A 21963-nucleotide genomic window follows, 5' to 3' on the forward strand; every position below is an offset into this window, starting at 1 on the left:
TTCTCGGTCAAACCCGTCGGGTGCGTCGGCGACCCTCGCGCGGCCTTGATTGCTCACTGGTCGGCGTCGTGTTGTGCGTCGGCCATCGCTCGGGCGGTGGCCGGGAGAGAGCCCGGGCGAGCCGTAGGGGGCGTTGTTCGATTTGATAGGCAAGCCGTGGCTTGCATATAGTGGTCTGCATGGGCGACCTGTACCAGGCGCTGGCCGACCCCACGCGCCGGCAGATCCTCGACGAACTGACCGAACGTGACGGTCAGACCCTGTTCGAGATCTGTGGCCGGCTGGCCACCAAGCACCAGGTCAGGTCGTCGCGCCAGGCGATCTCCCAGCATCTTGAGGTCCTGGAGGCCGCCGGCCTGATAGTCACGCGGCGGCAGGGCCGCTACAAGTTCCATCACATCGACATCCGGCCGTTGCGGACCATCGCCGAGCGGTGGCTCGGGCCCGAACCCCGACAGGAGACGACATGAAGATCCACCTGACGAGCGTCTACGTTGATGACCAGGCCAATGCGCTGCGCTTCTACACGGAGGTGCTGGGCTTTGTGAAAAAGACCGATGTGCCGGTGGGTGAGTACCGTTGGTTGACCGTCGTGTCGCCCGATCAGCCGGACGGGGTCGAACTGTTGCTGGAGCCCGACGCGCACCCGGCCGCCAAGGCCTTCAAGGAGGCCCTGGCCAGCGACGGCATCCCGCTCACGCAGTTCGCGGTGGACGACATCGCCGCTGAGCACGACAGGCTGAGGCGGCTCGGTGTGCTGTTCACGCAGGAGCCCGCCGACATGGGTTCGGTGATCACCGCCGTATTCGACGACACGTGCGGCAATCTGATTCAGATCGCGCAGCACAAGTAGGTGACAGGAGGGGCCGGACGGCGGACCTCACGAGCCGAGGTCGTGACGGCGGCCGCTCGTGGTGGAGGCGGTCCGTGGTTGATGGGCTGGAACTGGCGATCCTGATCGGTCTGCAGGCGTCGGGCAAGACGACGTTCTGCCGCCGCAGGCTGGCCGACAGCCACGTGGTGGTCAGCAAGGACGCCTTCCCGAACGCGCGCCACCGTCAGCGTCGTCAGATGCGCCTGGTCACCGAGGCGCTGGTAGCGAGGCATTGCGTCGTGGTGGACAACACCAACCCCTCACCTCAGGAGTGGCAACCGCTGATCGAGGCCGCCCGCGTGCACAGCGCGGCAGCGGTCGGGTACTGGTTCCCGCCCGATCTGCCTGCGGCGCTCGCCCGCAACGCCGCGCGTGAGGATCGCGCCCGGGTGCCGGCCGTCGGGCTGTATGACACGCTCAAGCGGCTGCGACGCCCTCGGCTGGCCGATGGATTCGACCGGCTCTACGAGGTCCGGTTCGACGGCAGGGGCGGGTTCCGGGTCGAGCCGATGCCTCCGGAAGCTTGAAACGGGCGCCCGTGTTCACGACGGCGGATCACGAGTACATCAGGTGCAGCGTCATCCCGGCGTCGGCGTGCACCAGGTTGTGGCAGTGGTTGGCCCACATTCCGGGGTTGTCGGCCCGGAACGCCACCTCCCAGACGTCGCCGGGTCGGATGTCGAACGAGTCCAGCCACAAGGGGCTGCCGGTCGCCGGCTTTCCGTTGCGGGACAACACCAGGACGTGATGACCGTGCAGATGCCACGGATGCACCACGAGTGATCGGTTCACGATCGTGAACTTGACGACGTCGCCGAGGCGTACGACCTGGGGCGGGATGTCCGGATCGGCCGCGCCGTTGACGGTGTGGGCGTACCGCGGAAGGAGTCCGTGCAGGTCGAGGCCGCGGTCGAGGACGAGGGTGAACTCCCTGTCGTACCGGGACCACGGCACCGGAGAACCGACGCCGTAGCTGAGCGGATCCAGCACCGGCCACGCGCCGGTCGCCGCCGACACCGGTCCGGTCGAGTGGACCGCCCGTCCGTCGACGAACAGCGCCACCGGCGTGGCGGGCGCGGTGAACACCAGGTCGTAACGCCCCCCGGCGGGGATGAGCACGGCGGTGTCCACGAGCGAGGTCGGGCCCTGCAGGTCGGATCCGTCGATCGCGGCGATCCGGAACGGGGTCCCGGCCAGGGCGTACCGGTGCGTCGTGCTGTCGGTGTTGATCAGCCGCAGCCGCACGGGCGTCCCCGCCTCGACCGGCTCCACCCTCGGTGCGGGCAGCGCAAGGCCCGCCAGCGTGTGCACCGGCACCGTGACGTCGACGCCGGTCACCGGCGCCGGGCGCACCACCAGGACGCCGTAGAGCCCCTTCCGCACGCCGACGTCGGACACCGCATGCGTGTGGTACCAGTACGTCCCGGCCTGGTCGGCGCGGAACCGGTAGACGAACTCCTGTCCGGGCAGCACCGCCGCCTGCGTCACGCCGGGCACCCCGTCCTGACTGTTCGGCACGTCGTACCCGTGCCAGTGCAGCGTGACGCCCCGCGCGATGTCCCGGTTGCGCAGGGTCACCTCCAGGACGTCGCCGACGGTGGCGGTCAGCTCCGGTCCGGGAACCTGCCCGTTGAACGCCCACGCCGCAACGTCACGGCCGCTCACGCTCACCGTGGCGGTCCCGGCCGTCAGGGTGAACCGGCTGGTCGGTTCGCCCACGGCCCGCGCATCCCCATGGTCATGCTCATGGGGTACGCCGGGAGTGGCGCCCGGGGCGGCGGCCAGCCCGGTTCCGGTCACCAGCGCCGCGACCGCCACCACGACGGCCGCCCGGGACACCGTCCGGGACGGGCGCGCGCCGAGGGCGCGCCACGAGACCGCGGTCGCCGCGAGCACCCCGGCGACCGCGAGCAGTCCCACGCCCACCGACGCCGGATAGCCGTGCAGGACCGTCACGAGCAGGCCGCCGCTCACGGCATACCCGGCGAAGAGGAGTGGGAGCGCGACGGACCGGATGTCGCCCGGGGCCCGCAGCAGCCGCGGCCCGGCGACGACCACCGCCGCGAGCGACAGTGGGGCGGCGACGAGGACCTTCTCCGCCGCGAACCACCAGCCGGCGCGGGCGAGCGCGGTGATCGTGACCGCGCGGGCGAACGTGGCGAGCAGCGCGAAGGCGGCCAGTCCCAGTGCGAGCGGACGGCGCCGGGCGGCCGACGCGGCGCCGCCGCCCAACCATCCGGCGGCCGCGAGGACCGCGATCACGAGGTCGGCCGCGAGCAGCGAGCCGATGGTCATGCCGGCTCCCCTTCCCGGACGGTCATCGGGGTGGCGTCGGCCGGCGCGGGGCGGGTCAGCTGTCGCGCTGCCTGGTGAACGGCGACCACGACGTGCACCGCGATGATCCCGTTGAGCGCGTGGAGCCCCCCGATGGTCAGGCCGAACGCGGTACTGGTGGCCGAGGCGTCGGTGGACGCGTTCGCGAGCATGGCGATGAGCGCCTGCAGGATGACGAGGCCGAGCGGCAGGATCGCCAGCCCGACGAGCCGGCCCGGCGCCTTCGCCAGCACGGCGAACAGGGCGGTGAGCAGGGTGAGAACGGGGATGACCGCCATCCCGGTGACGCTGTGCAGCGCATACGCGTCCTCGCCCGCGGGTTTGGTGAACGCGCCCACGGCGGCGAAGACGAACTGCAGGACGAACGCGACGAGCAGCACAGCGGTGACGATGACGAGGGCCTTGCGCATGGTGACCTCCTAGAGATGAGCCGGGGACAGGGCCCGGGCGACGTGATCGGTGGCCGTGATCGCCCCGTACGCGACCAGCCGCACGAGGTCGGCGTCGGCCGGATGGGACAGCCGCCACAGGGCGACGTCGCCGACGGTGACCGCGCTGGGCGCGAACGCCGCCAGCAGCGCGATGCGTGTCCCCACCCGGTCTGCGCCCGGCACATCCCGGACCAGGTCGACAGCCCAGTCCGCGGGCCGGACCGGGTGCCGTCCGTCCTCCCAGCGCACCGTGGCCGTGACCGTCTGGCGCGCCACATCGCCCAGGAGGTCACCGCCCCGCATGGCGGCGTTCCTCAGCGCCGCGTACGCGACGCCGACCGGGCTGCTCCCGGCCCAACCCGGTGGCGCCGTCGTGCCGGCATCGAGGAGCGGGAGGCTGCCGCCGGGCTCCTTCTGCTCCCGGGCCGCCTTGGCGCAGAGCCGGCCTCCGACCGACCGCACCAGCGGGGAGCGCTGCAGGCCGCCGGGCAGCAGATCCGCATCGAGCAGCGCCGAGACGACCCGGTTGATGAAGTGGAAGGCCAGCAGGGTGCCGGTCACCTCGGGACGGTACGGGCTGGTCCAGGCGGCGGCCCGAGGGCTGCGGCTGGCCTCGGCCCAGGCGACGAGCTCGGCGTGCCGCGGCTCCGGTGGCGTCTCGCCCCGGGCGATGACCTCGGCCAGCTCGCGCTCGCCGAGTGCGTGCAGCAGCATCACGTGGGCGTCGACGCAGAACCGGCAGCGGTTGGCCCGGGACACCGTCGACGCGACGAGCTCGCGGTCGACCCGGGACGCGTCCCCGGCGAGCAGCGCCTCGCGCATGAGCGCCCAGGTCGCGGCCATCACCTCCGGCACGGCCGAGAGCGCCTGGAAGGTGGGCACCGGCCCGATGAACTCGTCGCGCAGTTGCCGGTAGACCTCCGCGGTGAGACCGGTCGCAGCCACCGCCTTCGCGGGGGTGAAGAAGCGGTATGTCATGGACCCGATGCTTGTCCCGGCGGGCCGGAAAAGCGTCGTGCCGCCGCAGGCACTTGCCGGGCCGCCGATACCGCGTCCGCGGTACGCCGCAGCTACCGCGAGCGGAGGATGCTCCCTGATGACAGCCGCTCTACAGTTCCACCATGCGCCGCGATCTCCCGTACGCCCTCGGCGGCCTCGTCCTCGGCGTCTTCCTGCTCGGCAACGCCGCGATCGCGCCGGACGCCGCCACGGTGCGGGCGGTCGACGTGGCCCTGGTCCTGGTCATGGCGGCGGCGCTGGCGGTGTGCCGGCGGTACCCGGTGGTGGCGTTGATGGTGGTGACCGCCGCCATGCTGGCGCTCCACATCCGGGTACACCCCGGGGTGTCCGCCGCGTTCCCCGTCCTCGGCGCGGTCTACGTCGCCGCCTGGCGGGGGCGCCGGTCCGCCGCCGGCCTGGCCAGCCTCGTCTTCCTCGGCGGCTTCCTGGCCCGCGACATCTCGGTCGCGCCGGCCGGCTCGCCCGGCCAGCTGATCGCCGAGCGGACCGCCCTGCTGCTGGGCTGGTTTGTGGCGGCCAACGTCGCGGGGCTGGTCGCGGGGCAGCGCCAGGCGTACCTGGAACAGGTCGAGCAGCGCGCGATCGAGGCCGAACGCACCCGCGAGGAGGTGGCCCTGCGCCGCGCCGGGGAGGAGCGCCTGCGCATCGCCCGGGATCTGCACGACTCGCTGACCCACAGCATCTCCGTGATCAAGGTGCAGGCCGGGATCGCCGTGCACCTGGCCCGCAAGCACGGCGAGGAACCGTCGGCCGCGCTGCTGGCGATCCAGGAGGCCGGCAGCGCCGCGATGCGGGAACTGCGGGCGACGCTGGACGTCCTGCGCTCACCCGCCGACGGTGACCGCATCGGGCTGGCCCTGGTGGGCGAGCTCGCCGAGCGGACCAGGGCGGCCGGCGTACCGGTGCAGGTGGCGGTCACCGGTCAGCCCCGGGAGCTGCCCGCCGAGGTCGACCAGGCCGGGTATCGCGTCGTCCAGGAGGCCCTGACCAACGTGGCCCGCCACGCCGGCCCCGCCGCCGCGCAGATCCACGTCGAGTACGCCCCGGCACAGCTGACCGTCTCCGTGACCGACGACGGCCAGGCCTCGCCGGTCCGGCCGGTGACACCGGGCGTGGGCCTGCGCGGTATGCGGGAACGGGTCACCGGACTGGGCGGCACGCTCCAGGCCGCCGCCCGCGACGACGGCGGGTTTGCGGTACGGGCCACGTTCCCGCTGGACGGTCCGGCATGAGCGAGCGCTCGCGCGAGGTCCAACCAGCTCGGTCCGCCACGGATCGTGGCGGCTGCGACCGGAGGGAGGAGCCGGCATGATCAGGGTCCTGCTCGCCGACGACCAGGCCCTGATGCGGGCCGGATTCCGGGCACTGCTCGACGCCGAGGACGACCTGGAGGTCGTCGGCGAGGCCGCCGACGGCGCTTCGGCCGTCGAGCTGGCGCGGCGCCTGCGGCCGGACGTCGTGCTGATGGACGTGCAGATGCCGGGACTCGACGGCATCGAAGCCACCCGGCTGATCGCCGCCGATCCCGACCTCGCCGCGGTCCGCGTTCTCATCCTCACCAACTACGGGCTCGATTCCTACGTCTTCGCCACACTCCGCGCGGGGGCCAGCGGGTTCCTCCTCAAGGACGCCGACCCCGCCGACCTGCTGCAGGCCGTCGCCGTCGTGTCTCGCGGCGACGCGCTGCTCGCCCCGACGGTCACGCGCACGCTCATCAGCGAGTTCGTCGCCGGCCCGCCGCCGGCCGATCCGGCGGCCGGACGCGACGTGCTGACCGCCCGCGAACAGGAGATCGTCGAGCTCGTCGCCCGAGGGCTGAGCAACGACGAGATCGCCGAGCGCATGGTGATCAGCCCGTTGACCGCCAAGACACACGTCAACCGGGCGATGACAAAGCTGCACTGCCGCGACCGTGCCCAGCTGGTCGTGTGGGCGTACGAGGCGGGGCTGATCACGCCGCGTCGCCGGTGACGCCACCTCGTCGGCACCGTTACCTGTCGCAGAACCTCGGGCCGGTATATTCGCCGGGGTGACTGCGCCCCTCTCCGGCACCACCAACCAGATTCCCCCGTACGGTCGAGGCCCCGTCGTGATCGGTGCTGATCGACCGCAGGCTGTCCGTCCAGTCTGGCTGCTGATCGGGCCGGTACTCGCCGCCTCGCTGGGTGCCTTCCTGCTCGCCGTCACCGTCGGGCCGGAATGGGTTGCGATGCGGCAGGACATGGACCTGCCGACCTCGGCGATCCTCTGGATCTTCGTCGCCTACCTGCTGCCGGCGGTACTGGCGGTTCCGATCGGCGCTCTGGGCGGCCGGCGATGGCCGAGCGCCGTCGCGTTGTCCGCGATCGTGCTGCTGGTTCTCGGATCGCTGCTGACCGCGTTGGCCCCGGGGAGCGGTGCGCTGCTGCTCGGGCGCGCGGTGACCGGGTTCGGGGCCGGTCTGGCCTGGGGCGTCACGGCCGTGCTGGTCGCGCAGACGGGGGCACGCCGCGGGTGGGTGACGCCACTCGTCGCCGGCGCGGTGGTGCTGGCGCTGGTTCTCGGGCCCGTGGCCGGGGCGCTCGTGCAGCGGGCGGTCGGTTGGCGGTGGCCCTTCATGCTGGCCGTGCCCTTCGGGGCGGTGGCGTTGCTGGCCACCGCGGTGTGCGGGATCATCGTGCTGATCCAGCGCGCGTCCCGGCCGGCTCCGCCGCAGGGCACGTCCAGTCAGACCGTGACCGCCCCGACGGGCCGGTCAAATGATGCTGGGACGGCAGCTGAGCGCGGCACAGCAGCCGGGCTACTGCTGGTGACCGTCGGTGGCGTCCAGCAGGTGACGACAACCCACGTCGGGACGGATCTCGTGCAGGAGGTGGCCCGCCTGCTCGGCTCGGAGAACATCCGATCCGCCCGGCTTGGCACCGACCTGACGTTGTGGCACGCGGAGGACGGCCCTGGTCGGGCTCGACCGGGCCAGCCCAACCCCAGAGCGAGTCAGCTCGCCGCCGAGCACGGCTCGCCGGCGGTCACCGGCCCCGCCGTGATCACCGGCCCGATCCGGTACGGCAGCCCCTATCCGCTGGACGCGGACGAGGCAGATCGGATCGCGACCCGCCTGCGCGGATAGCGGGCGGTATCGACAGGCCATCCACAGTAGACACCGCATCCTCGCTACGAACGCGGATCGGTACCGATGTCGGCCGAAGGAGTTGTCCCGGCGCAGATCAGGGCTTGCGTCCCACTCCGCCGAAGGCGTCGATGTCGGCGGGCGTGTCGACGTCGGCGTCGGGTCGCCACTGCGGGCACGGCACGACGCCCGGCTCCACCAGTTCCAGGCCCTCGAAGAAACCGGCGATCTGGTCGGGTGAGCGCAGCGTGTAGGGCGTGGCACCGGTGTCGTTGTAGTCGTCCTGTGCCTTCTGCATCTCGGCGCTGATCAGGCTGGTGCCGTCGTTGAGCGACAGGTAACTGCCGGACGGCAGCGGCGCCAACAGCTGGCGCGTGATCGACCGGGCCGCTTCGTAGTCGGGCACGTGGCCCATGACGCCACTGAGGATGAGCCCGATCGGCTGCTGGAAGTCGAGCGTCTCGCGGGCCTCGGCGATGACCGCGGCGGGGTCGTGGAGGTTGGCATCGATGTAGGCGGTCTTGCCCTCGGGCGTGCCGACCAGCAGCGCACGGGCGTGCACCAGCACCAGCGGGTCGTTGTCGACGTAGACGATCCGGGCGTCCGGCGCGATCCGCTGCGCCACCTGGTGGGTGTTGTCGGCCGTCGGCAGCCCCGTGCCGACGTCGAGGAACTGGCGGATACCCGCCTCGCCGGTGAGGAACTTGATGCTGCGGACGAGGAACTGCCGGGAGGCGCGGGCGACGTGGACGACGCCGGGGAAGACCTGGCGGTACTGGTCGCCCGCTTCGCGGTCGACGGCGAAGTTGTCCTTGCCACCGAGCCAGTAGTTCCAGATCCGCGCTGAGTGCGGCACCGACGTATCGATCTTCTGCTGCACGTCGAGCTTGCCAGCCTCAGGCCGGTCGCTTGCCGGTGAGTCCACGGTCACGATGAGCACCTTCGGTTCGACTGCGTTCGCGGCATTCAGGTCGCGGAGCCGTCATCGGGAAATTCACCGCCCGCAACCCGTGCCACCATATAGAAGGCGGGGGATGCCGGCTACTGCCCGGATGGTCCCTTTGCCCGATCACCTGATGGGCCGGGAGCGGACAGCGACGGCACTCGGCGATCGGCTTGTCGACGATCGTCGTCCGTTCCCACGGCGCCTCGCCGACGAAGATCCGCCAGCACTTCGACGGGGTCCACCTGCACGTAGCTCAGCGGTTCCGTGGGGTTGCTTGTCATCGTAGGCTCGGCGCTTCCGTGTGGTCCGGGAGCGGGCGCTCGCGCACAGCCTATGGCCACGATGGCGCCTACGGCGCATAGCGCTGCAGTCCAGCCTAAGGTGGCGGCGGCGGTGGTGTGGTCGGCCAGGGCACCGGCCAGCCAGGGGCCGGCTATCTGGCCGGCGGCGAAGACGATGGTGAAAGCCGACAGCGTGCCGGTCAGGCCTTTGGGTGTCGTGGTGGCGCGGACCAGAGCGGTGACGGCGGCCGGGACGGCCATGAACGTCGCGCCGTAGGTGATGGCGGAAACGATCACGATCGCAGGGACGGGCGCGAGTAGCGCCAGCGCGGCGGCACCGGCTATGCCTGCCAGCAGCACGCCGAGGGTGCGGTCGCCCGGCCACTGCCTGATCGGGCGTTGCCACAGGGCCGGGGCGGCGATCACGGCGAGGCCGAGCAGGACCCAGGTGACAGTGGTCTGCACGGTTGAGGCGTGCCGGTCGGCCAGGTACGCCGACAGGAAGGTGATGTAGGCGATGTAGCCGGCGGCGAACAGTAGGTAGACGATCGCGACCGGCCATAGTCGATGGACCGAGGTCGCCGGCCGGTCGGCGCCGGCGACGGGGGCCGGCCCGGCGGCGGTCCAGCTCAGCGCTGCGGCCAGGGCGGCGGCGGCCGCGAGGATCGCCCAGGCCAGCGGCCAGCGCTGCGGATGCTGGTCCAGCAGGGGAGGGACTACGGCGGCGCTGAGCACGATGCCGGCGCCGGTGCCGGCGAAGTAGACCGCGGTCGGGGCGAGGACGGCCCCGGCGATGAACACCAGGGCTCCGCCGAACCCGGCCACCGCCCGGCCGGCGAGCAGCGCGGGATAGTGGGCGCTGGTGGCGGTCGCCGCCAGGGAGACCGCGCACAGCACCATGCCGAGCCGGAACGTTGCCGCGACCCCGAGTCTTCGGGCCAGCGCGGCGGTGGCCAGCGCCCCGGCCAGGTAGCCGAGCCCGTTCGCCGTGGTCATTGTGCCGGCCCGGGCGAGATCCCAGCTCAGCCGCTCAGCCATGGCCGGCAGAACCAGCCCGTAGGCGAAGCGTCCCAGCCCGAGCGCCGAGGCCGTCCCCAGCGCGAGGCGCGCCGACCGCCATACCGGCGCGGCGCCAGGGCCCGGGGCAGACCGGCGCGCCGGCGCGGTCAAGCGGGTGTCCGCAGGTGCCGGTCGAGGAAGTCGACGACCGTGCGGGCCAGCGCCACCCGGTGGTCGGACAGTGCGTGGTCGGCCGGGAAGACCCGCTGTTCCAGCCGGTCGAGCGGATGGGCACGATAGGCCTCGACCAGCGGCCAGTGATACACATCGGCCGGGGTGACCGGGTCGCGGTTGGTCCCAATCAGCAGCACCGCCCGGTCCGTTAGCTTGGGCGCGAGCCCGGCCAGCCGCCACGCCGGCCCGGCCGCCTCCATCTCGGCGACGAGCGCCTCACCGCTGGTGCCCCGCAGTGGGCCCAACTCACCGTCCCACGACGTGACGTATTCCGCCCGGGCCGCCGGGTCGCCGACCATGGCCACCGCCGCGGCGCCGAAGTCGAACGCGGACACCGAGGCGACCGCACGAACCGCCGAGTCGCCGGCTGCGGTCATCAGCGCCGCGAACCCGCCGGCGCTGTGCCCGACGACGGCCAGCCGCCCCGGGTCCAGCCGATGGGCGGCGACCATGGCATCCGCGCGGACCCCGGCCACCGCGCGGGCGGCATCGTCGAGCACGTTGCCCCACGACCAGGACCCGCCCATACCCCACGAGCCGCGCTAGTGGAACACCAACGATGCGTACCCTGCCCGGCGCAGCGCCTGGGCGAGGTCGAAGTTGCGCTCGTTCCCTGGGAAACCGTGCAGTAGCACGACGATCGGATGCGGCCCTTCCCCGGCCGGCAGGTGCAGGACCCCCAGCAGCCTCTGGCCCCCGCTGGCGAACGTCACCGCCGGCGTGCTCGCCGGGGTGCCGCCAGCCAGGGCATCGGCGCTCGGCGGATCGGTCGCAAGGAAGTCGGCCGTCATAGACACCCCTCAGATGGAACCGTTCGGTTCGATGTTCGATAAGCTAGCAGACAGTTCGAACCGAGCGGTACCATCTGCTTCATGCCTGTTGCCAAGGGCGCGACCCTGGATCCCGCCCAGACCCGCGCCGGCATCCTCCGAGCCGCCACCGGCCTGCTCTACCAGCGTGGTCTCGACGGCATCGGCGTGGCCGAGCTCTGCGCCACGATGGGAGTGTCGAAGGAGACCCTCTACCGCCACTTCGGGTCTAAGGAGGGCCTGGTGCGGGCAGTCCTGGAGGCCCGCAGCCAGCGCATCATGACCTGGGTGCTCAAGGCCGTGACCGCGGCCGGCGACGACCCTTTCGCCCAGCTGGCCGCGGTCTTCGACGCCTTGGCCCGGTGGCACGAGGAGCCCACCTTCCGGGGTTGCGGCATCCTCAACGCGGCCACCCAGCAACACGAGGGCCACGCCCGCCTCGTGGCCCACCACCACCTCGACCGCCAGCTAGATGTCCTCACCGACATCGCCCGCAGGGCAGGTGCCCCAAACGCCACCCACCTTGCCAAGCAGTTCCTGGCCCTACGAGTGGGCGCCACGGTCCTGGCCGACCATCACGCCGACACCGAGGCCGCCCTCCTGGCCAAACAGGCAGCCCTGGCCCTGCTCCGCTCCGCCATTACAACCCCAGCGCCCGCTCCGCGACCGTAGGTCGGCTCAGTGCAGCCCGGACAGCCGAGGGCATGTACGGACCCGGGCAGTGCGCCGGGATCTCGAGGTGGCCGTGCCAGATGCACGACGACCGTACCTGGAGCTGGTCCGGCAAGCGTCTCGCTCTCAGGGCGCCAGTAATGATCTTCCGGCAGGTACCCGCAGGCTGCCTGGCGTACGGAGGCATCCGAGTGGTGACCACGCCCGGCCGTTTGCCAAGCGGACGTCTTCGTCAGCCAACCTGATCACCACGACTGTTGTCAGTGCGTCGGCGAACGGCTCGGTCGCATCAGGGAGACTGGTAGGCATGGCTGACCTGGGCGACCCGAAGACGGCGCTGCACAACTACCTCCAGGCGACTCGCGAGGACCTGATCTGGAAGCTCGACGGGCTGAGTGAGCGCGAGGCCAGACTGCCCCGCACCGTGACCGGCAACAACCTGCTGGGAGTCCTCAAGCACTGCCTCAATGTCGAAGCCGGCTACTTCGGGCCCACCTTCGGGCGCGAGTTCCCGACGCCCGAGGAACTGGTCCCTCTGCAGGCGTACGAGGACGATCCGCAAGCCGACTGGTACGCACGGGAGGACGAGACGAAAGACGGGCTGATCCACCTTTATCGCCGTGTCGGGGTCTTCGCGGACCAGACCATCGAACAGCTACCGCTCGACGCGCCGGGGCGGGTGCCGTGGTGGCGGCCAGGTGGACAGGGCGTGACGCTGCAAAGGATCATCGTCCACGTGATCGGCGACCTCTCGCGCCACGCGGGTCACGCCGACATCATGCGCGAGCAGCACGACGGGGCGATCGGCTTGCGGCGGGAGAACACCAACGTCCCCCACGACCATGACTGGCCGGCGTACGTCACCAAGCTGACGAAGCTCTCTGACCAATTCGAGTAGCCGCCCGGTCCGTCGATACGACGGTGAGGTACGCATCCGCGCATCGGCAAAGCAGGACGGCCGCGCCAGCGGGGCTCGGCTAAGGTGCTGCTGTGTGTTCGCCCGCGATGGCGCCGACCGCGTATTCAGAGAAGATCTCATCGAGGACGCGCAGGGCGCTCGCGGTCGAGTCGTCGGCATCGCTCAAGGTATTGGCGCAAGTGACAAGCGTCTTCCAGAGTGCCCAGCCGCGTCCGCGCGCCCATGTTGCATCATCGATGGACAGTCGTTCCCGGAACGCCTGCCGGCCGTCGGCGGTCAGCAATGTCCATGCGATTGCCAGGTCGCAGGCCGGATCGCCGACGCCGCATGTCCCGAAGTCGATGACAGCTGCCAACTTCCCGTCGTTGAGCAGGAGATTCCCCTGTGCGATGTCACCGTGGAACCAGCTCTCCACGCCGTCCCAGCGTGCGTCCAGTGCGCTCTTCCAGATCTCGCGAGCCAGTGTGATGTCGACGTGGCCGTCGAGTGCCGTGAGCGCGCGCTGAGCTTCCCCGTCGTAGGTACGCAGCGTTCCGCCCCGGTACCAGTTGTGCAGTCCGGGGCGGGGACCGTCAGTGGCGTCGACGCTCTGCAAGGCCGCCAAGAATTCGGCCAGGTCGAGCGCGAATCGGCCGGGGTCGGCGATGCGGTCCGCGCTCGCAGGCTCGCCGTGGAGCCATTGGTAGATCGACCACGGGTAGGGGTAGCCCGCGTCGGGTTCGCCTTTCGCCAGTGGAGTGGGGATGGCAGCGGGAGTTTGGGGGCGAGCGCCGGTAGCCATCTGTGTTCCTTGTCGACCGCCTCGGCGTACTCGGATGCGCTGGGCAAACGCACCAACTTCTGCGAGCCGAGGTGGAAGGTCCAGTTGTCCCAGCCACCGTTGGCGACGGGCTGCACCGGGAGGTCGGCCCACTGGGGGAACTGGTCGGCGACAAGCCGACGCACCTGTTCCGCGTCGATGGCAACGCGTCGGGGAACGGGACCGAGATGCGGTGTGTCGCTCACTGGGACATCCTCGTCCGACAAGGGAAACCGAAGTGTTGGACCTGATGTGGTGCAGGAACGGGAGCAGCCACCACCCCGCGCTACCTGGTCGGTCAAGGCAGGATCTCGACGTACCCGTCGGTTCCGTGCACGCGGATCCGCTGCCCATCGGAAATCAGCCGGGTGGCGTCTACCACACCGACGACAGCCGGCAGTCCGTACTCGCGTGCGATCACTGCGCCGTGAGTCATCAATCCTCCGACCTCCGTCACTAAGCCTGCGATGGCGACAAAGAGGGGCGTCCAGCTGGGGTCCGTGTGGGTCGTGACGAGGATGTCGCCCGGTTCGAGATCGGCCCGTGCCATGTCCAGGATGACGCGGGCCCGCCCTTCGATGGTCCCGGCGGAGACCGGTAGGCCGACCAGCGCGCCGGCCGGCATGTCGTCGCGTCGGTACGCTCCGGCGATGACCTCGCCATCCGAGGTGAGCACCCGGGGTGGCGTGAGCGCTTGATACGACCTGAACGCGTCCTTGCGCCGGCCGATGAGCTGGTCGTCCACGCGGTTCGTGCGCACGACGTCGTGCAGCTCCTGGAACGAGAGGTAGAAGATGTCTTCCTTCTCCCGAAGTACGTGGGCCTGCACGAGGCGCTCGGCTTCTTTCAACAAGGCCTGCTTGTACACGAAGTAGCGGCTGACCATGCCGTACTTCGGATACTCCCGGTACCCGATGAAGGTCCGGACCCGGTCGATCATCCGCTTCGTCTCTTCGGCCTTGCGCTTCCCGTCCGGCAGGGCCCGCAAGCGCTCCAGCAGCTCCTGCTCCTTCTTCCATGCCTCCTGCCGCCCCTGTTCGAAGCGCCGCTCGCCGGCTCCCGGCTCGAAGTTCTTGATGTTGCCGAGGATCGTGGGCAAGAGCGTAGAGGGGCGTTCGCCCCAGCGCGGGCGCGTGATGTCGATCTCGCCGACGCAGCGCATGCCGTACTTGTCGAGCCAGGCCTCGATGGCGTCTCGCGCTTCCCGCCCGCCCGCGAGCTTGGGCAGCTCGTCCAGGAAACCGTCGTCCTCGACGTGCTGCAGAAACGCCACCACGTCCGGATGCGGGCGGATCACGTCAGCGACGCCGAGGAGCGCGAGCCCCATCTCCGACGTGACGTTGTGGGGCACGGACTGCGTGAGCGTGTCCGCGGCGTTCTTCTCGCCCAGCCACGCCTCCAGCTGCTCGTTGAGCCACCACGTGGCCTCCATCGCCGACATGAACACCTGATGGCTCTGCGGATCGAACAAGATCCGCTTCAGCTCCTGCATGTCCGCCCGGATGAAGTCGAGCAGCGCCTCTCCGGACTTCGATCGGATGTCGCGTTCCGAGGCGGCGACGGAGGCCTCGCTGCGCCCGATCAGCTCGGTGACGATGGCCGGGTCGGTCTCGATCGGGGCTGGCGCGCCGCCCAACAGCGGCCCGGGCGGACCCTCGTCAGGGAGCGGCCGGATGAAGCCGTCGCGCTCGAGGATGGTCCGCAGCGGGTCCCCGGTCAGTGGATCGGACCTTCCCGCGAGCTCCAGGAGGCCGGCGCGGCTCGTCGGCGAGGCCAGCCTTTGGGTGACGTCGACGAACAAGCGGCCGCCGGCCTCGGCTATGGGCGCGGGGGTCGTCATCTGCCAGAAGGAGAGCCCGAGGGGCTTCATGGCGTCGGTCATCATCTGCTGATGGCCGACGGAGACATAGACGTGGTTCTCCCGGTCGCCGGACTCGGGGATGGGGAACAGCGTGGTGATCGGCCGGCTCTGGACGATCTGGAAGCCGTCGTCGACCAGGCACCATTCGATGTCCTGGGGGCGGCCGAAGTGCGCTTCGATCCGCCTGCCGAGCTGGGCGAGCCGCACGACCTGCGCATCCGTCAGCGCCGGCTGGTCCTGCCGCTCCGGGTCGATCGCCTGCTCCTGCGTCCCGCCCGCCGGCGAGCCGTGGATGGCGAGCTGCTTGGCGGCGATCGCCTTGGCGACGACCTCGCCGTCGCGCACCTTGTAGACGTCCGGGTTCACCAGGCCGGAGACCAGGGCCTCGCCGAGACCGAAGCTGGCCTCCACGGAGGCGACCCTTCGATTGGAGGTGACGGGGTCGGCTGTGAACAGGATGCCGGCCGCATGCGGGAAGACCATCTGCTGCACGACCACGGCCATGTGGACCGTACGGTGGTCGATGCCGTTCCGCTGGCGGTAGGTCACGGCCCGCTCGGTGAACAGCGAGGCCCAGCACCGGCTGACGTGCTGGAGGATCGCGGCCGGGCCCACGACGTTCAGGTACGTGTCCTGCTGGCCGGCGAAGGAGGCTGTCGGCAGGTCCTCTGCCGTGGCGCTGGATCGGACGGCGTAGGCGGCTTGCTCGCCGAGCTGGGCGAGAGCGCGGGTGATCGCCGCCGCGAGATCGCCCGGGATGGCGATCCCTTCGATGGTCCGGCGGATCTCCGCGCTGAGCGTGCGGATCGCCTCCCGGTCGTCCGGGTCCAGGCGCGACAGGTGATCGAGCCGACCGTCGATCGAGGGCGCTTCCGCCATGATCCGCCGGAAGGCGTGCGTCGTCACGCAAAAGCCAGCCGGCACGCGGATGCCGTCGATCCGCGACAGCCCGCCCAGGTGCGCGCCCTTGCCGCCAACGACCGCGACCTGCATCTCGTCAACCTCTTGAAGACCCAACACGTACTGCCCGCTCATCGCGATACCTCCGGGGCAGCGGTGCTCCGCTGCACTGCTCTGGCCGATCGAATCACCGGCGCCTCCAGCTCTGTCGAACCTCGTGTTGGGCACGCCCTCATCTCTCGTTGCCTTCCGTCTGACGAGTCGGCCGGCCGCACCGGCCAGTCGGGCGGCGCGTACCCCCGCACCTCCGCGCCGAGCGCCCGCAACCGCGCCGCCAGTCCCACCAGGGTCCGACGTCACCGCGTCCCCACAGGTCGACAACAACAGACGCACGTCGTGGCCCCGTGTCTTCGTCCGTTCTTGGTCCGGCCGACGATTCTGCAACGCGACCCGGGTCTTGCGGCAAGCCCCCCAGTCTGCTATATGTTAGAAGTGGCAAGGAGTGAGATCTCCTTGCCTTACTTTTTGGTCGTCCGCTGCGGACTGACACCCTCTCGTGAAGCGGCGGCGTCTCCGTTCCGAGCCGCGGGTCGAGATCTCTCCAGAGGTCAAACTGGGCCCTGGCGCCGGGTGGCGACATCCCAGACCACGACCTTTTGGGGAAGGAACGCACGGCCAGGTGCGAGCCGCCCGAGCCGGGGTTCAGGACCAGCTATGCCCACGAAGCTCAAGTTCGGGTTGCATTGACGTTCGTTATGCGTGCCCATGGCGCAGCACCGGACAAGGTGCTCAAGAGCGCGGTGCCGCTCAGTCGTGGGACAGCTCGCTGAGTTCTTCGTCGAGCAGCCGGGCGAGCCCGGCGTGCCGGTCGGGGTGGGTATCCGGGGTCATCCCGCGGCTGGGCATCTCGACGGTCATCAGCAGGTAGAGGTGCATCCGGTAGAGCCCGAGCCGGCGTCGGACGGCGGCGTCGAAGACCGGCGGGTCGTCCGCGGCGGCGGCGTAGCCGCGCAGGAACGGGTGGTCCGGCTCGTCCTCGGCCCGGCGGAGCAGCAGCGGGGAGACCAGGTCCACCAACGGGTCGCCGAAGAGGTAGCGCTCCCCGTCGACCAGCCCGCACATCCGGGGCGGGCCGTCGCCGTCGGGCACGGCGAGCACGTTGCCGTCCCAGCCGTCGAAGTGCACCAGCGCCGGGCGGCGCACCTGGTCGAGCAGCGGGCGGTGGCGTCGCACCAGGGACCGGATCCGCTCCGCCGGCACGGGTACGCCCCAGTCGGCGGCGTCGGCGAGCAGGTCCTCGACGATCGCGGCGAACGCCTCCGCCCAGGTCGACCCGCCGGTACGTCCGTAGCCGTAGCCGTAGCGGTCGCCGGTGACCCGGTGCACGGCCGCCATCGCCGTCCCGAAGTCGTACCGCGCCCGGCCACCGTCCACCCCGGACGCCGCCAGCTCGCTCAGCGACCGGCCGGGCAGCCGCCCGGTGACCAGCCACTCACCCCGCGCCGGATCGGTGCCGTGGTGCAACACGGGAGGCACCGGCACCTGCGGTGCGTGCGCCGCCACCAGCCGGAAGTAGCGTGCCTCGGCGGCGGTGAGGCCGCGCTCGTACCGCAGCAGCGGCACCGTGGGCGGCGGAGCCACCTTGAGCACCACCTCGCCGCCGTCGTCCAGGCGGACCCACCAGACAGTGGCGTAGCCGCCCCCGCCCAACGGGCCGCAGTCCGCCACGCCACGGTCCGGGCCGAACGAGGCCCGGACGTAGTCCGCCACGTCGTCGGGGGAGAGGACGCGCTGGGTCGGGCTCGGCCCGCTCATCCGGCGTTCCGCCGCGCCGTCCGCGTCACCGCGCCAGACTAGTACGCGGTCGCGCACCCGGTCCGCCCCGAACGGGACGGATGGGCGGGACGGTCAGCCGAGGCGTACCTGTGCCGGCTGCTCGGCCGGTGCCTTCCCACGACCGTCACCGGCGGACCCGTTGGCGCCCGTCACCCCGATGGCCCGGGCCGGCATGATCGGCGCGTCCCGGCCGGTGCCGTGCCGGCCGTTGCCGTCGGCGCCCGTCGACTCCTCGTGGTAGTCCTGCTCCACGTTGACCGACCAGACGTCGTGGCCGGCGCCGCAGGCGATGTTCTCCGCGGTGAGCATGGCGGTCAGCATCGAGTGGTCCTGGTTGTTGTACCGGTGCATGCCGTTGCGGCCGACCGGGTGCACGTTGGGCACCTCGCGGGCCAGCCAGTCCCGGATCACGTCGACGTTGTGCTGGTAGCGCTCGTCGTAGACCGGGTACGCCTTCGGCATCCGCACCACGTAGCCCGCCTCGACGACGCCCGGCCGGACCAGGCCGAGCCGCTCCAGCTCGGCCGTGGCGGCGGCGATCAGGTCGGCGTCGGGCGTACGCCAGGTCTCGTCGTCCTCGAAGACGAAGTACTCCAGCCCCAGGCAGGTGCGGCCGTCCTTGACCAGGTGCGGTGACCAGGATCCGAAGTTCTGGATCCGGCCGACCTTGACCGCCGGGTCGTGCACGTAGATCCAGTTGTCCGGGAACGAGAACTCCGCCGGCACCACCAGGGCGACGGTGAGGAAATCCCGGTACCGCAGGTCGGCGGCGGCGGCCAGCACCTCCGGCGGGGCGGCCGGGCGCAGCGCGGTGACCAGTTCGGAGATCGGCATCGAGGAGACGACCTGCTCGGCCGGCTCGGTGCGCTGCCCGCCGGCGCCGTTGACCGTCACGGCGACCGCCCGGTGATGCTCCGGGTCGCGGTGCACGGCGGTCACCCAGGTGCCGGTGTCCACCCGGCCACCGCGCCGGCGCACCTCCTCGGCGCAGCGCTCCCACATCATGCCCGGCCCCAGCTTCGGGTACTGGAACTCCTCGATCAGGCTGGTCACGTCCTTGCGGTTGCGCTTGGGCAGCACGGCGTTGCGGACCGCCTTGGCCAGCGACAGGTTCTTGATCCGCTGCGCGGCCCAGTCGGCCTGCAACTGGTCGGCCGGCATGCCCCAGACCTTCTCCGTGTACGTCTTGAAGAAGATCGAGTAGAGCCGCCAGCCGAACCGGGCCGACACCCACCCCTCGAAGTGCGACTGGTCCTTCGGCGGGCGCAACCGGGCCCGGGCGTACGAGCCCATGCAGAGCGCGGCCTCCCGGAGCCCGAGGTTGCGCAGCGCGTTGGTCGCGCTCAGCGGGTAGTCGTAGAGCGCGCCCCGGTAGTAGATCCGGCTCATCCGGGGGCGGAGCAGGAAATCCTCGTCAGGCAGGATCTCGTGCCAGAACTCCTCGACCCGGGGCACCTTCGTGAAGAACCGGTGCCCGCCGATGTCGAACCGCCAGCCGTCCCGCTCGACGGTGCGGCTGATCCCGCCGACCACCTCGTCGGCCTCGAACACCCGTACCGGGGCGCCCCGCCGGAGCAGCTCGTACGCCGCGGTCAGCCCCGCGGGCCCCGCGCCGATGACCACCGTGCCGCGCTCGTCACCCATGCCCTGCCGCTTTCTGCCGTCGTGGAGGGGGCCCGCATACCCGCCCTGGCGGCGATGTCACCCCGTTCCGGGCGGCGTCCCGCCCGACGACCGACGTGTCAACGGCCGTGGAACGGGGATGTGGCACCGTTCGTGGCCGGGTGGCCGGATCCGGGAGAGGCATGGTCGACAGGGGGCGGGCCGACGCGGCCGGTGGCGCCGCGCGCGGCGGGCTCACCGGCCGCGCCCGGGACCTGGCCGCCGGGGCGCGCCGGGCCGCCCGCCGGGTGCCGGCCCCCTGGCCGTACGTGGTGGCGGTCTTCGTCGGTACGAAGATCGTGCTCAGCCTGGTCGGGTTGCTGGCGCTGAGCGCCTTCGACGAGGCGCCCTGGGCGCCGCCGCCGTACGAGACGACGATGCGCGAGCAGCAGCGCGAGGTCTCCGACCACCGGTGGTTCTCGCTCTGGTTTGCCTGGGACACGTTCCTCTACGACCACCTGGCCCGGCTGCCGCTGGACGAGCCGTGGCGCGACTTCGGCTTTCCGCTGCTCTACCCGTTCCTGGCCCGGCCGTTGGCCCCGCTGCTGGGCGGGAACACCGCGCTGGCCCTGCTGGTGGTCGCCAACGTCGCCTTCCTGCTGATGCTCTACTACGCGTACCGGCTGGGGGAGCGGCTGCTCGGCGACGACGCGGCGGCCCGCCGGTTCGTCCGCTACCTGGTGCTGCTGCCGGCGGCGTTCCTGTTCCAGGCGGCGCTGACCGAGTCGCTCTTCCTCTGCCTCGCGCTGGCCGCGTTCCACTACGCCGAGCGGCAGCGCTGGCTGGTGGTCGGCGTGGTCGGCTACTTCCTGGCGATGAGCCGCTCGGTCGGGTTCTTCGTGGTCCTCCCGCTGGCCCTGGTCCTGCTGCGCCAGCACGGCTACCGGCTCTGGCCACGGGCGCTGTGGCGGTACGTGCGCACCGGCTGGCCGCTGCTGCTGGTGCCCGCCGGCTGGCTGACCTTCATGGCCTTCTGCCGGTGGCAGAGCGGGGACTGGTTCGCCTACAAGCACGCCCAGGAGAAGGGCTGGGGGATCAGGGTGCAGAACCCGCTGGGCGTGCTCTGGCACGGCCTGACCGAGGCGCCGACGCGGGATGCGCTGCGGGTGTGGATCGCGGTGGCGGTGCTGGTCGTCCTGCTCGCGGCCGCCCGGCGGATCGGCCTGCCGTACCTCGTCTACGGGCTGATCATGGTGCTGGTGCCGCTGTCGATGGGTCCACCGGTGTACAAGAGCCTGCTGCGCTACCTGCTCGCCGCGTTCCCGGTCGGCCTCGCCCTGGCCCGCTGGGCCCGGCACGCCGGCGTCGACGTCTGGCTGACCGCCGCGCTCGCCCTGCTCCAGGGCGTTCTCTTCCTGACCTGGCTGGCCTACTGGACCCACTTCATCATCTGACCGGTCCGGCCGCGGCGCACCAGGGGCGAGCGCCGCCGAGGCAATGCGGTCGGGCGTCGGGCACGGCAGGATGGACCGGTGACCGAGTGCCGGGTGACCCTCGACGGGCTGGGCGCCTGGCTGGTCAAGGGGAACGCCGACCGGGTCGACCTGGCGGGCCGGTTCGCCCGCGACCCGCACGTCAGCGCCTGGTGCGTCCGCCCGAGATACCGGCTCCGGCTGGTCCGTCCCGGCCAGCCGGTGGTCTTCTGGGCGAGCGGCAGCCGGGGCCGGCTCCGCTACGGCGTGTGGGGCGTCGGCCGGGTCGCCGCGGCTCCGGTGCCCGGGGACGACACCTGGACGCTGCCGCTCGACCTGACCGTGCTGCCCGAGCCGCACCGGGTGTCCCGCGACCTGCTCCGCGCCGATCCCCGGCTGGCCGGCGCCGGTGTTCCGGCAGCCTCAGGGATTGTCAACTGCTGCCGGTTGAGTAGGCGTTGGTATGTGTTGGTGGCCTTGAGGCAGTGGCTTGCGGCGTGGGTGGTGGGGTGTGGGTCGGGTGGTCGGGGGCGGTTGGGGTGTGGTCGTGGTGATTGCGGGTGAATGTCGTACCGGGTCGTTATCGTGCCTGCCGTGGAACAGCGGGACCGGTTGTGCGTGGTGCAGGCGTACCGGTTCGCGTTGGACCTGTCCCCGGTGCAGGAGCGGGCGGTGCTTGGGCATGCTGGTGCTGCCCGTAAGGCGTACAACTGGGGACTGGCCCGGGTTAGGGTGGTGATGGATCAGCGGGCTGCCGAACGCAGCTACGGCGTCTGCGATGAGCGCCTGACCCCCGCGATTGGTTGGTCGTTGCCGGCGTTTCGCCGGGCGTGGAACGCGGCGAAGGGTGAGGTGGCGCCGTGGTGGC

General features: G+C 71.2%; 22 protein-coding genes. 11 read left to right on the forward strand and 11 right to left on the reverse strand.

What is annotated here, in order from left to right:
• Nucleotides 1-179: 179 nt before the first annotated feature.
• The 3 genes from ACVCAH_RS20235 to ACVCAH_RS20245 all read left to right on the forward strand — a co-directional run bounded on the left by ACVCAH_RS20235 (nt 180) and on the right by ACVCAH_RS20245 (nt 1401).
• Complete coding sequence (locus tag ACVCAH_RS20235; protein ID WP_447137731.1) at nt 180-470, forward strand: ArsR/SmtB family transcription factor; 291 nt, start codon at nt 180-182, stop codon at nt 468-470.
• Nucleotides 467-853: a VOC family protein gene (locus ACVCAH_RS20240; RefSeq protein WP_447137732.1), complete on the forward strand. Its 387-nt coding sequence runs from the start codon at nt 467-469 to the stop codon at nt 851-853. The genes ACVCAH_RS20235 and ACVCAH_RS20240 overlap by 4 nt, the downstream gene beginning before the upstream one ends.
• A gap of 74 nt (nt 854-927) precedes the next feature.
• Nucleotides 928-1401, forward strand: coding sequence for an AAA family ATPase (locus tag ACVCAH_RS20245; protein WP_447137733.1), 474 nt, complete (start codon nt 928-930; stop codon nt 1399-1401).
• A 28-nt stretch (nt 1402-1429) separates the two neighbouring features.
• On the opposite strand, the gene ACVCAH_RS20250 is transcribed toward ACVCAH_RS20245, so the two are convergent.
• From ACVCAH_RS20250 to ACVCAH_RS20260, 3 genes are read right to left on the reverse strand one after another with little or no spacing between them, the layout of a single operon-like run.
• On the reverse strand, nt 1430-3169 hold the full coding sequence (locus ACVCAH_RS20250) for a multicopper oxidase family protein (RefSeq protein ID WP_447137734.1): 1740 nt from the start codon (nt 3167-3169) through the stop codon (nt 1430-1432).
• A complete protein-coding gene (locus tag ACVCAH_RS20255; RefSeq protein WP_447137735.1) occupies nt 3166-3618 on the reverse strand; it encodes a DUF6220 domain-containing protein in 453 nt (150 codons plus the stop codon). The genes ACVCAH_RS20250 and ACVCAH_RS20255 overlap by 4 nt, the downstream gene beginning before the upstream one ends.
• 9 nt (nt 3619-3627) lie before the next feature.
• Entirely contained in the window at nt 3628-4617 is a 990-nt protein-coding gene (locus ACVCAH_RS20260) for a carboxymuconolactone decarboxylase family protein (RefSeq protein WP_447137736.1), read from the reverse strand.
• Nucleotides 4618-4760: 143 nt separating this feature from the next.
• On the opposite strand from ACVCAH_RS20260, the gene ACVCAH_RS20265 reads away from it, so the two are divergent.
• The 3 genes from ACVCAH_RS20265 (at nt 4761) to ACVCAH_RS20275 (ending at nt 7765) form a co-directional block, all read left to right on the forward strand.
• A complete protein-coding gene (locus ACVCAH_RS20265) occupies nt 4761-5891 on the forward strand; it encodes a sensor histidine kinase (protein WP_447137737.1) in 1131 nt (376 codons plus the stop codon).
• 76 nt (nt 5892-5967) lie between these two features.
• Nucleotides 5968-6630, forward strand: a complete 663-nt coding sequence (locus tag ACVCAH_RS20270) for a response regulator (protein WP_447137738.1) — start codon at nt 5968-5970, stop codon at nt 6628-6630.
• A gap of 58 nt (nt 6631-6688) precedes the next feature.
• Nucleotides 6689-7765 (forward strand): MFS transporter, encoded by a 1077-nt coding sequence (locus ACVCAH_RS20275; protein WP_447137739.1) that lies wholly within the window; start codon nt 6689-6691, stop codon nt 7763-7765.
• Nucleotides 7766-7862: 97 nt separating this feature from the next.
• Here ACVCAH_RS20275 and ACVCAH_RS20280 read toward each other — a convergent pair whose 3' ends face one another.
• The 4 genes from ACVCAH_RS20280 to ACVCAH_RS20295 form a co-directional block, all read right to left on the reverse strand.
• On the reverse strand, nt 7863-8696 hold the full coding sequence (locus tag ACVCAH_RS20280) for an SAM-dependent methyltransferase (protein ID WP_447137740.1): 834 nt from the start codon (nt 8694-8696) through the stop codon (nt 7863-7865).
• A gap of 110 nt (nt 8697-8806) precedes the next feature.
• The gene (locus ACVCAH_RS20285) at nt 8807-10162 is read right to left on the reverse strand and encodes a YbfB/YjiJ family MFS transporter (RefSeq protein ID WP_447137741.1); all 1356 of its coding nucleotides are present in this window, start codon (nt 10160-10162) and stop codon (nt 8807-8809) included.
• Nucleotides 10159-10752, reverse strand: coding sequence for an alpha/beta hydrolase family protein (locus tag ACVCAH_RS20290; RefSeq protein ID WP_447137742.1), 594 nt, complete (start codon nt 10750-10752; stop codon nt 10159-10161). Before ACVCAH_RS20290 ends, ACVCAH_RS20285 begins: the two co-directional genes overlap by 4 nt.
• Before the next feature lie 15 nt (nt 10753-10767).
• Entirely contained in the window at nt 10768-11016 is a 249-nt protein-coding gene (locus tag ACVCAH_RS20295; protein WP_447137743.1) for an alpha/beta hydrolase family protein, read from the reverse strand.
• 81 nt (nt 11017-11097) lie between these two features.
• Here ACVCAH_RS20295 and ACVCAH_RS20300 point away from each other — a divergent pair, with 81 nt between their 5' ends.
• Nucleotides 11098-11706, forward strand: a complete 609-nt coding sequence (locus tag ACVCAH_RS20300) for a TetR/AcrR family transcriptional regulator (protein ID WP_447137744.1) — start codon at nt 11098-11100, stop codon at nt 11704-11706.
• A gap of 307 nt (nt 11707-12013) precedes the next feature.
• Entirely contained in the window at nt 12014-12604 is a 591-nt protein-coding gene (locus tag ACVCAH_RS20305; protein WP_447137745.1) for a DinB family protein, read from the forward strand.
• Between the two features lie 79 nt (nt 12605-12683).
• Here the strand turns inward: ACVCAH_RS20305 and ACVCAH_RS20310 are convergent, their stop codons facing one another.
• The 4 genes from ACVCAH_RS20310 to ACVCAH_RS20325 form a co-directional block, all read right to left on the reverse strand.
• Complete coding sequence (locus tag ACVCAH_RS20310) at nt 12684-13406, reverse strand: aminoglycoside phosphotransferase family protein (RefSeq protein WP_447137746.1); 723 nt, start codon at nt 13404-13406, stop codon at nt 12684-12686.
• Nucleotides 13407-13722: 316 nt separating this feature from the next.
• Nucleotides 13723-16320, reverse strand: a complete 2598-nt coding sequence (gene rph / locus ACVCAH_RS20315; RefSeq protein ID WP_447137747.1) for a rifamycin-inactivating phosphotransferase — start codon at nt 16318-16320, stop codon at nt 13723-13725.
• 672 nt (nt 16321-16992) lie between these two features.
• Nucleotides 16993-18000, reverse strand: a complete 1008-nt coding sequence (locus ACVCAH_RS20320) for a phosphotransferase family protein (protein WP_447137748.1) — start codon at nt 17998-18000, stop codon at nt 16993-16995.
• 93 nt (nt 18001-18093) lie between these two features.
• Nucleotides 18094-19665, reverse strand: coding sequence for an NAD(P)/FAD-dependent oxidoreductase (locus ACVCAH_RS20325; protein WP_447137749.1), 1572 nt, complete (start codon nt 19663-19665; stop codon nt 18094-18096).
• Nucleotides 19666-19826: 161 nt separating this feature from the next.
• Here ACVCAH_RS20325 and ACVCAH_RS20330 point away from each other — a divergent pair, with 161 nt between their 5' ends.
• The 3 genes from ACVCAH_RS20330 to ACVCAH_RS20340 form a co-directional block, all read left to right on the forward strand.
• The gene (locus tag ACVCAH_RS20330; RefSeq protein WP_447137750.1) at nt 19827-21077 is read left to right on the forward strand and encodes a hypothetical protein; all 1251 of its coding nucleotides are present in this window, start codon (nt 19827-19829) and stop codon (nt 21075-21077) included.
• 78 nt (nt 21078-21155) lie between these two features.
• Nucleotides 21156-21659, forward strand: coding sequence for a hypothetical protein (locus ACVCAH_RS20335; protein WP_447137751.1), 504 nt, complete (start codon nt 21156-21158; stop codon nt 21657-21659).
• A 30-nt stretch (nt 21660-21689) separates the two neighbouring features.
• Nucleotides 21690-21963, forward strand: a 274-nt coding sequence (locus ACVCAH_RS20340; RefSeq protein ID WP_447137752.1) for a helix-turn-helix domain-containing protein, incomplete at its 3' end; no start/stop codon positions are given.

The organism is Micromonospora sp. LZ34, assembly GCF_052981855.1.

Coding starts and splice junctions, on each gene's coding strand:
- ACVCAH_RS20235 (WP_447137731.1), top strand. CDS start 180: ATGGGCGACCTGTACCAGGCGCTGGCCGACCCCACGCGCCGGCAGATC.
- ACVCAH_RS20240 (WP_447137732.1), top strand. CDS start 467: ATGAAGATCCACCTGACGAGCGTCTACGTTGATGACCAGGCCAATGCG.
- ACVCAH_RS20250 (WP_447137734.1), bottom strand. CDS start 3,169: ATGACCATCGGCTCGCTGCTCGCGGCCGACCTCGTGATCGCGGTCCTC.
- ACVCAH_RS20255 (WP_447137735.1), bottom strand. CDS start 3,618: ATGCGCAAGGCCCTCGTCATCGTCACCGCTGTGCTGCTCGTCGCGTTC.
- ACVCAH_RS20260 (WP_447137736.1), bottom strand. CDS start 4,617: ATGACATACCGCTTCTTCACCCCCGCGAAGGCGGTGGCTGCGACCGGT.
- ACVCAH_RS20265 (WP_447137737.1), top strand. CDS start 4,761: ATGCGCCGCGATCTCCCGTACGCCCTCGGCGGCCTCGTCCTCGGCGTC.
- ACVCAH_RS20270 (WP_447137738.1), top strand. CDS start 5,968: ATGATCAGGGTCCTGCTCGCCGACGACCAGGCCCTGATGCGGGCCGGA.
- ACVCAH_RS20290 (WP_447137742.1), bottom strand. CDS start 10,752: ATGGGCGGGTCCTGGTCGTGGGGCAACGTGCTCGACGATGCCGCCCGC.
- ACVCAH_RS20295 (WP_447137743.1), bottom strand. CDS start 11,016: ATGACGGCCGACTTCCTTGCGACCGATCCGCCGAGCGCCGATGCCCTG.
- ACVCAH_RS20300 (WP_447137744.1), top strand. CDS start 11,098: ATGCCTGTTGCCAAGGGCGCGACCCTGGATCCCGCCCAGACCCGCGCC.
- ACVCAH_RS20305 (WP_447137745.1), top strand. CDS start 12,014: ATGGCTGACCTGGGCGACCCGAAGACGGCGCTGCACAACTACCTCCAG.
- ACVCAH_RS20310 (WP_447137746.1), bottom strand. CDS start 13,406: ATGGCTACCGGCGCTCGCCCCCAAACTCCCGCTGCCATCCCCACTCCA.
- rph (WP_447137747.1), bottom strand. CDS start 16,320: ATGAGCGGGCAGTACGTGTTGGGTCTTCAAGAGGTTGACGAGATGCAG.
- ACVCAH_RS20320 (WP_447137748.1), bottom strand. CDS start 18,000: ATGAGCGGGCCGAGCCCGACCCAGCGCGTCCTCTCCCCCGACGACGTG.
- ACVCAH_RS20325 (WP_447137749.1), bottom strand. CDS start 19,665: ATGGGTGACGAGCGCGGCACGGTGGTCATCGGCGCGGGGCCCGCGGGG.
- ACVCAH_RS20330 (WP_447137750.1), top strand. CDS start 19,827: ATGGTCGACAGGGGGCGGGCCGACGCGGCCGGTGGCGCCGCGCGCGGC.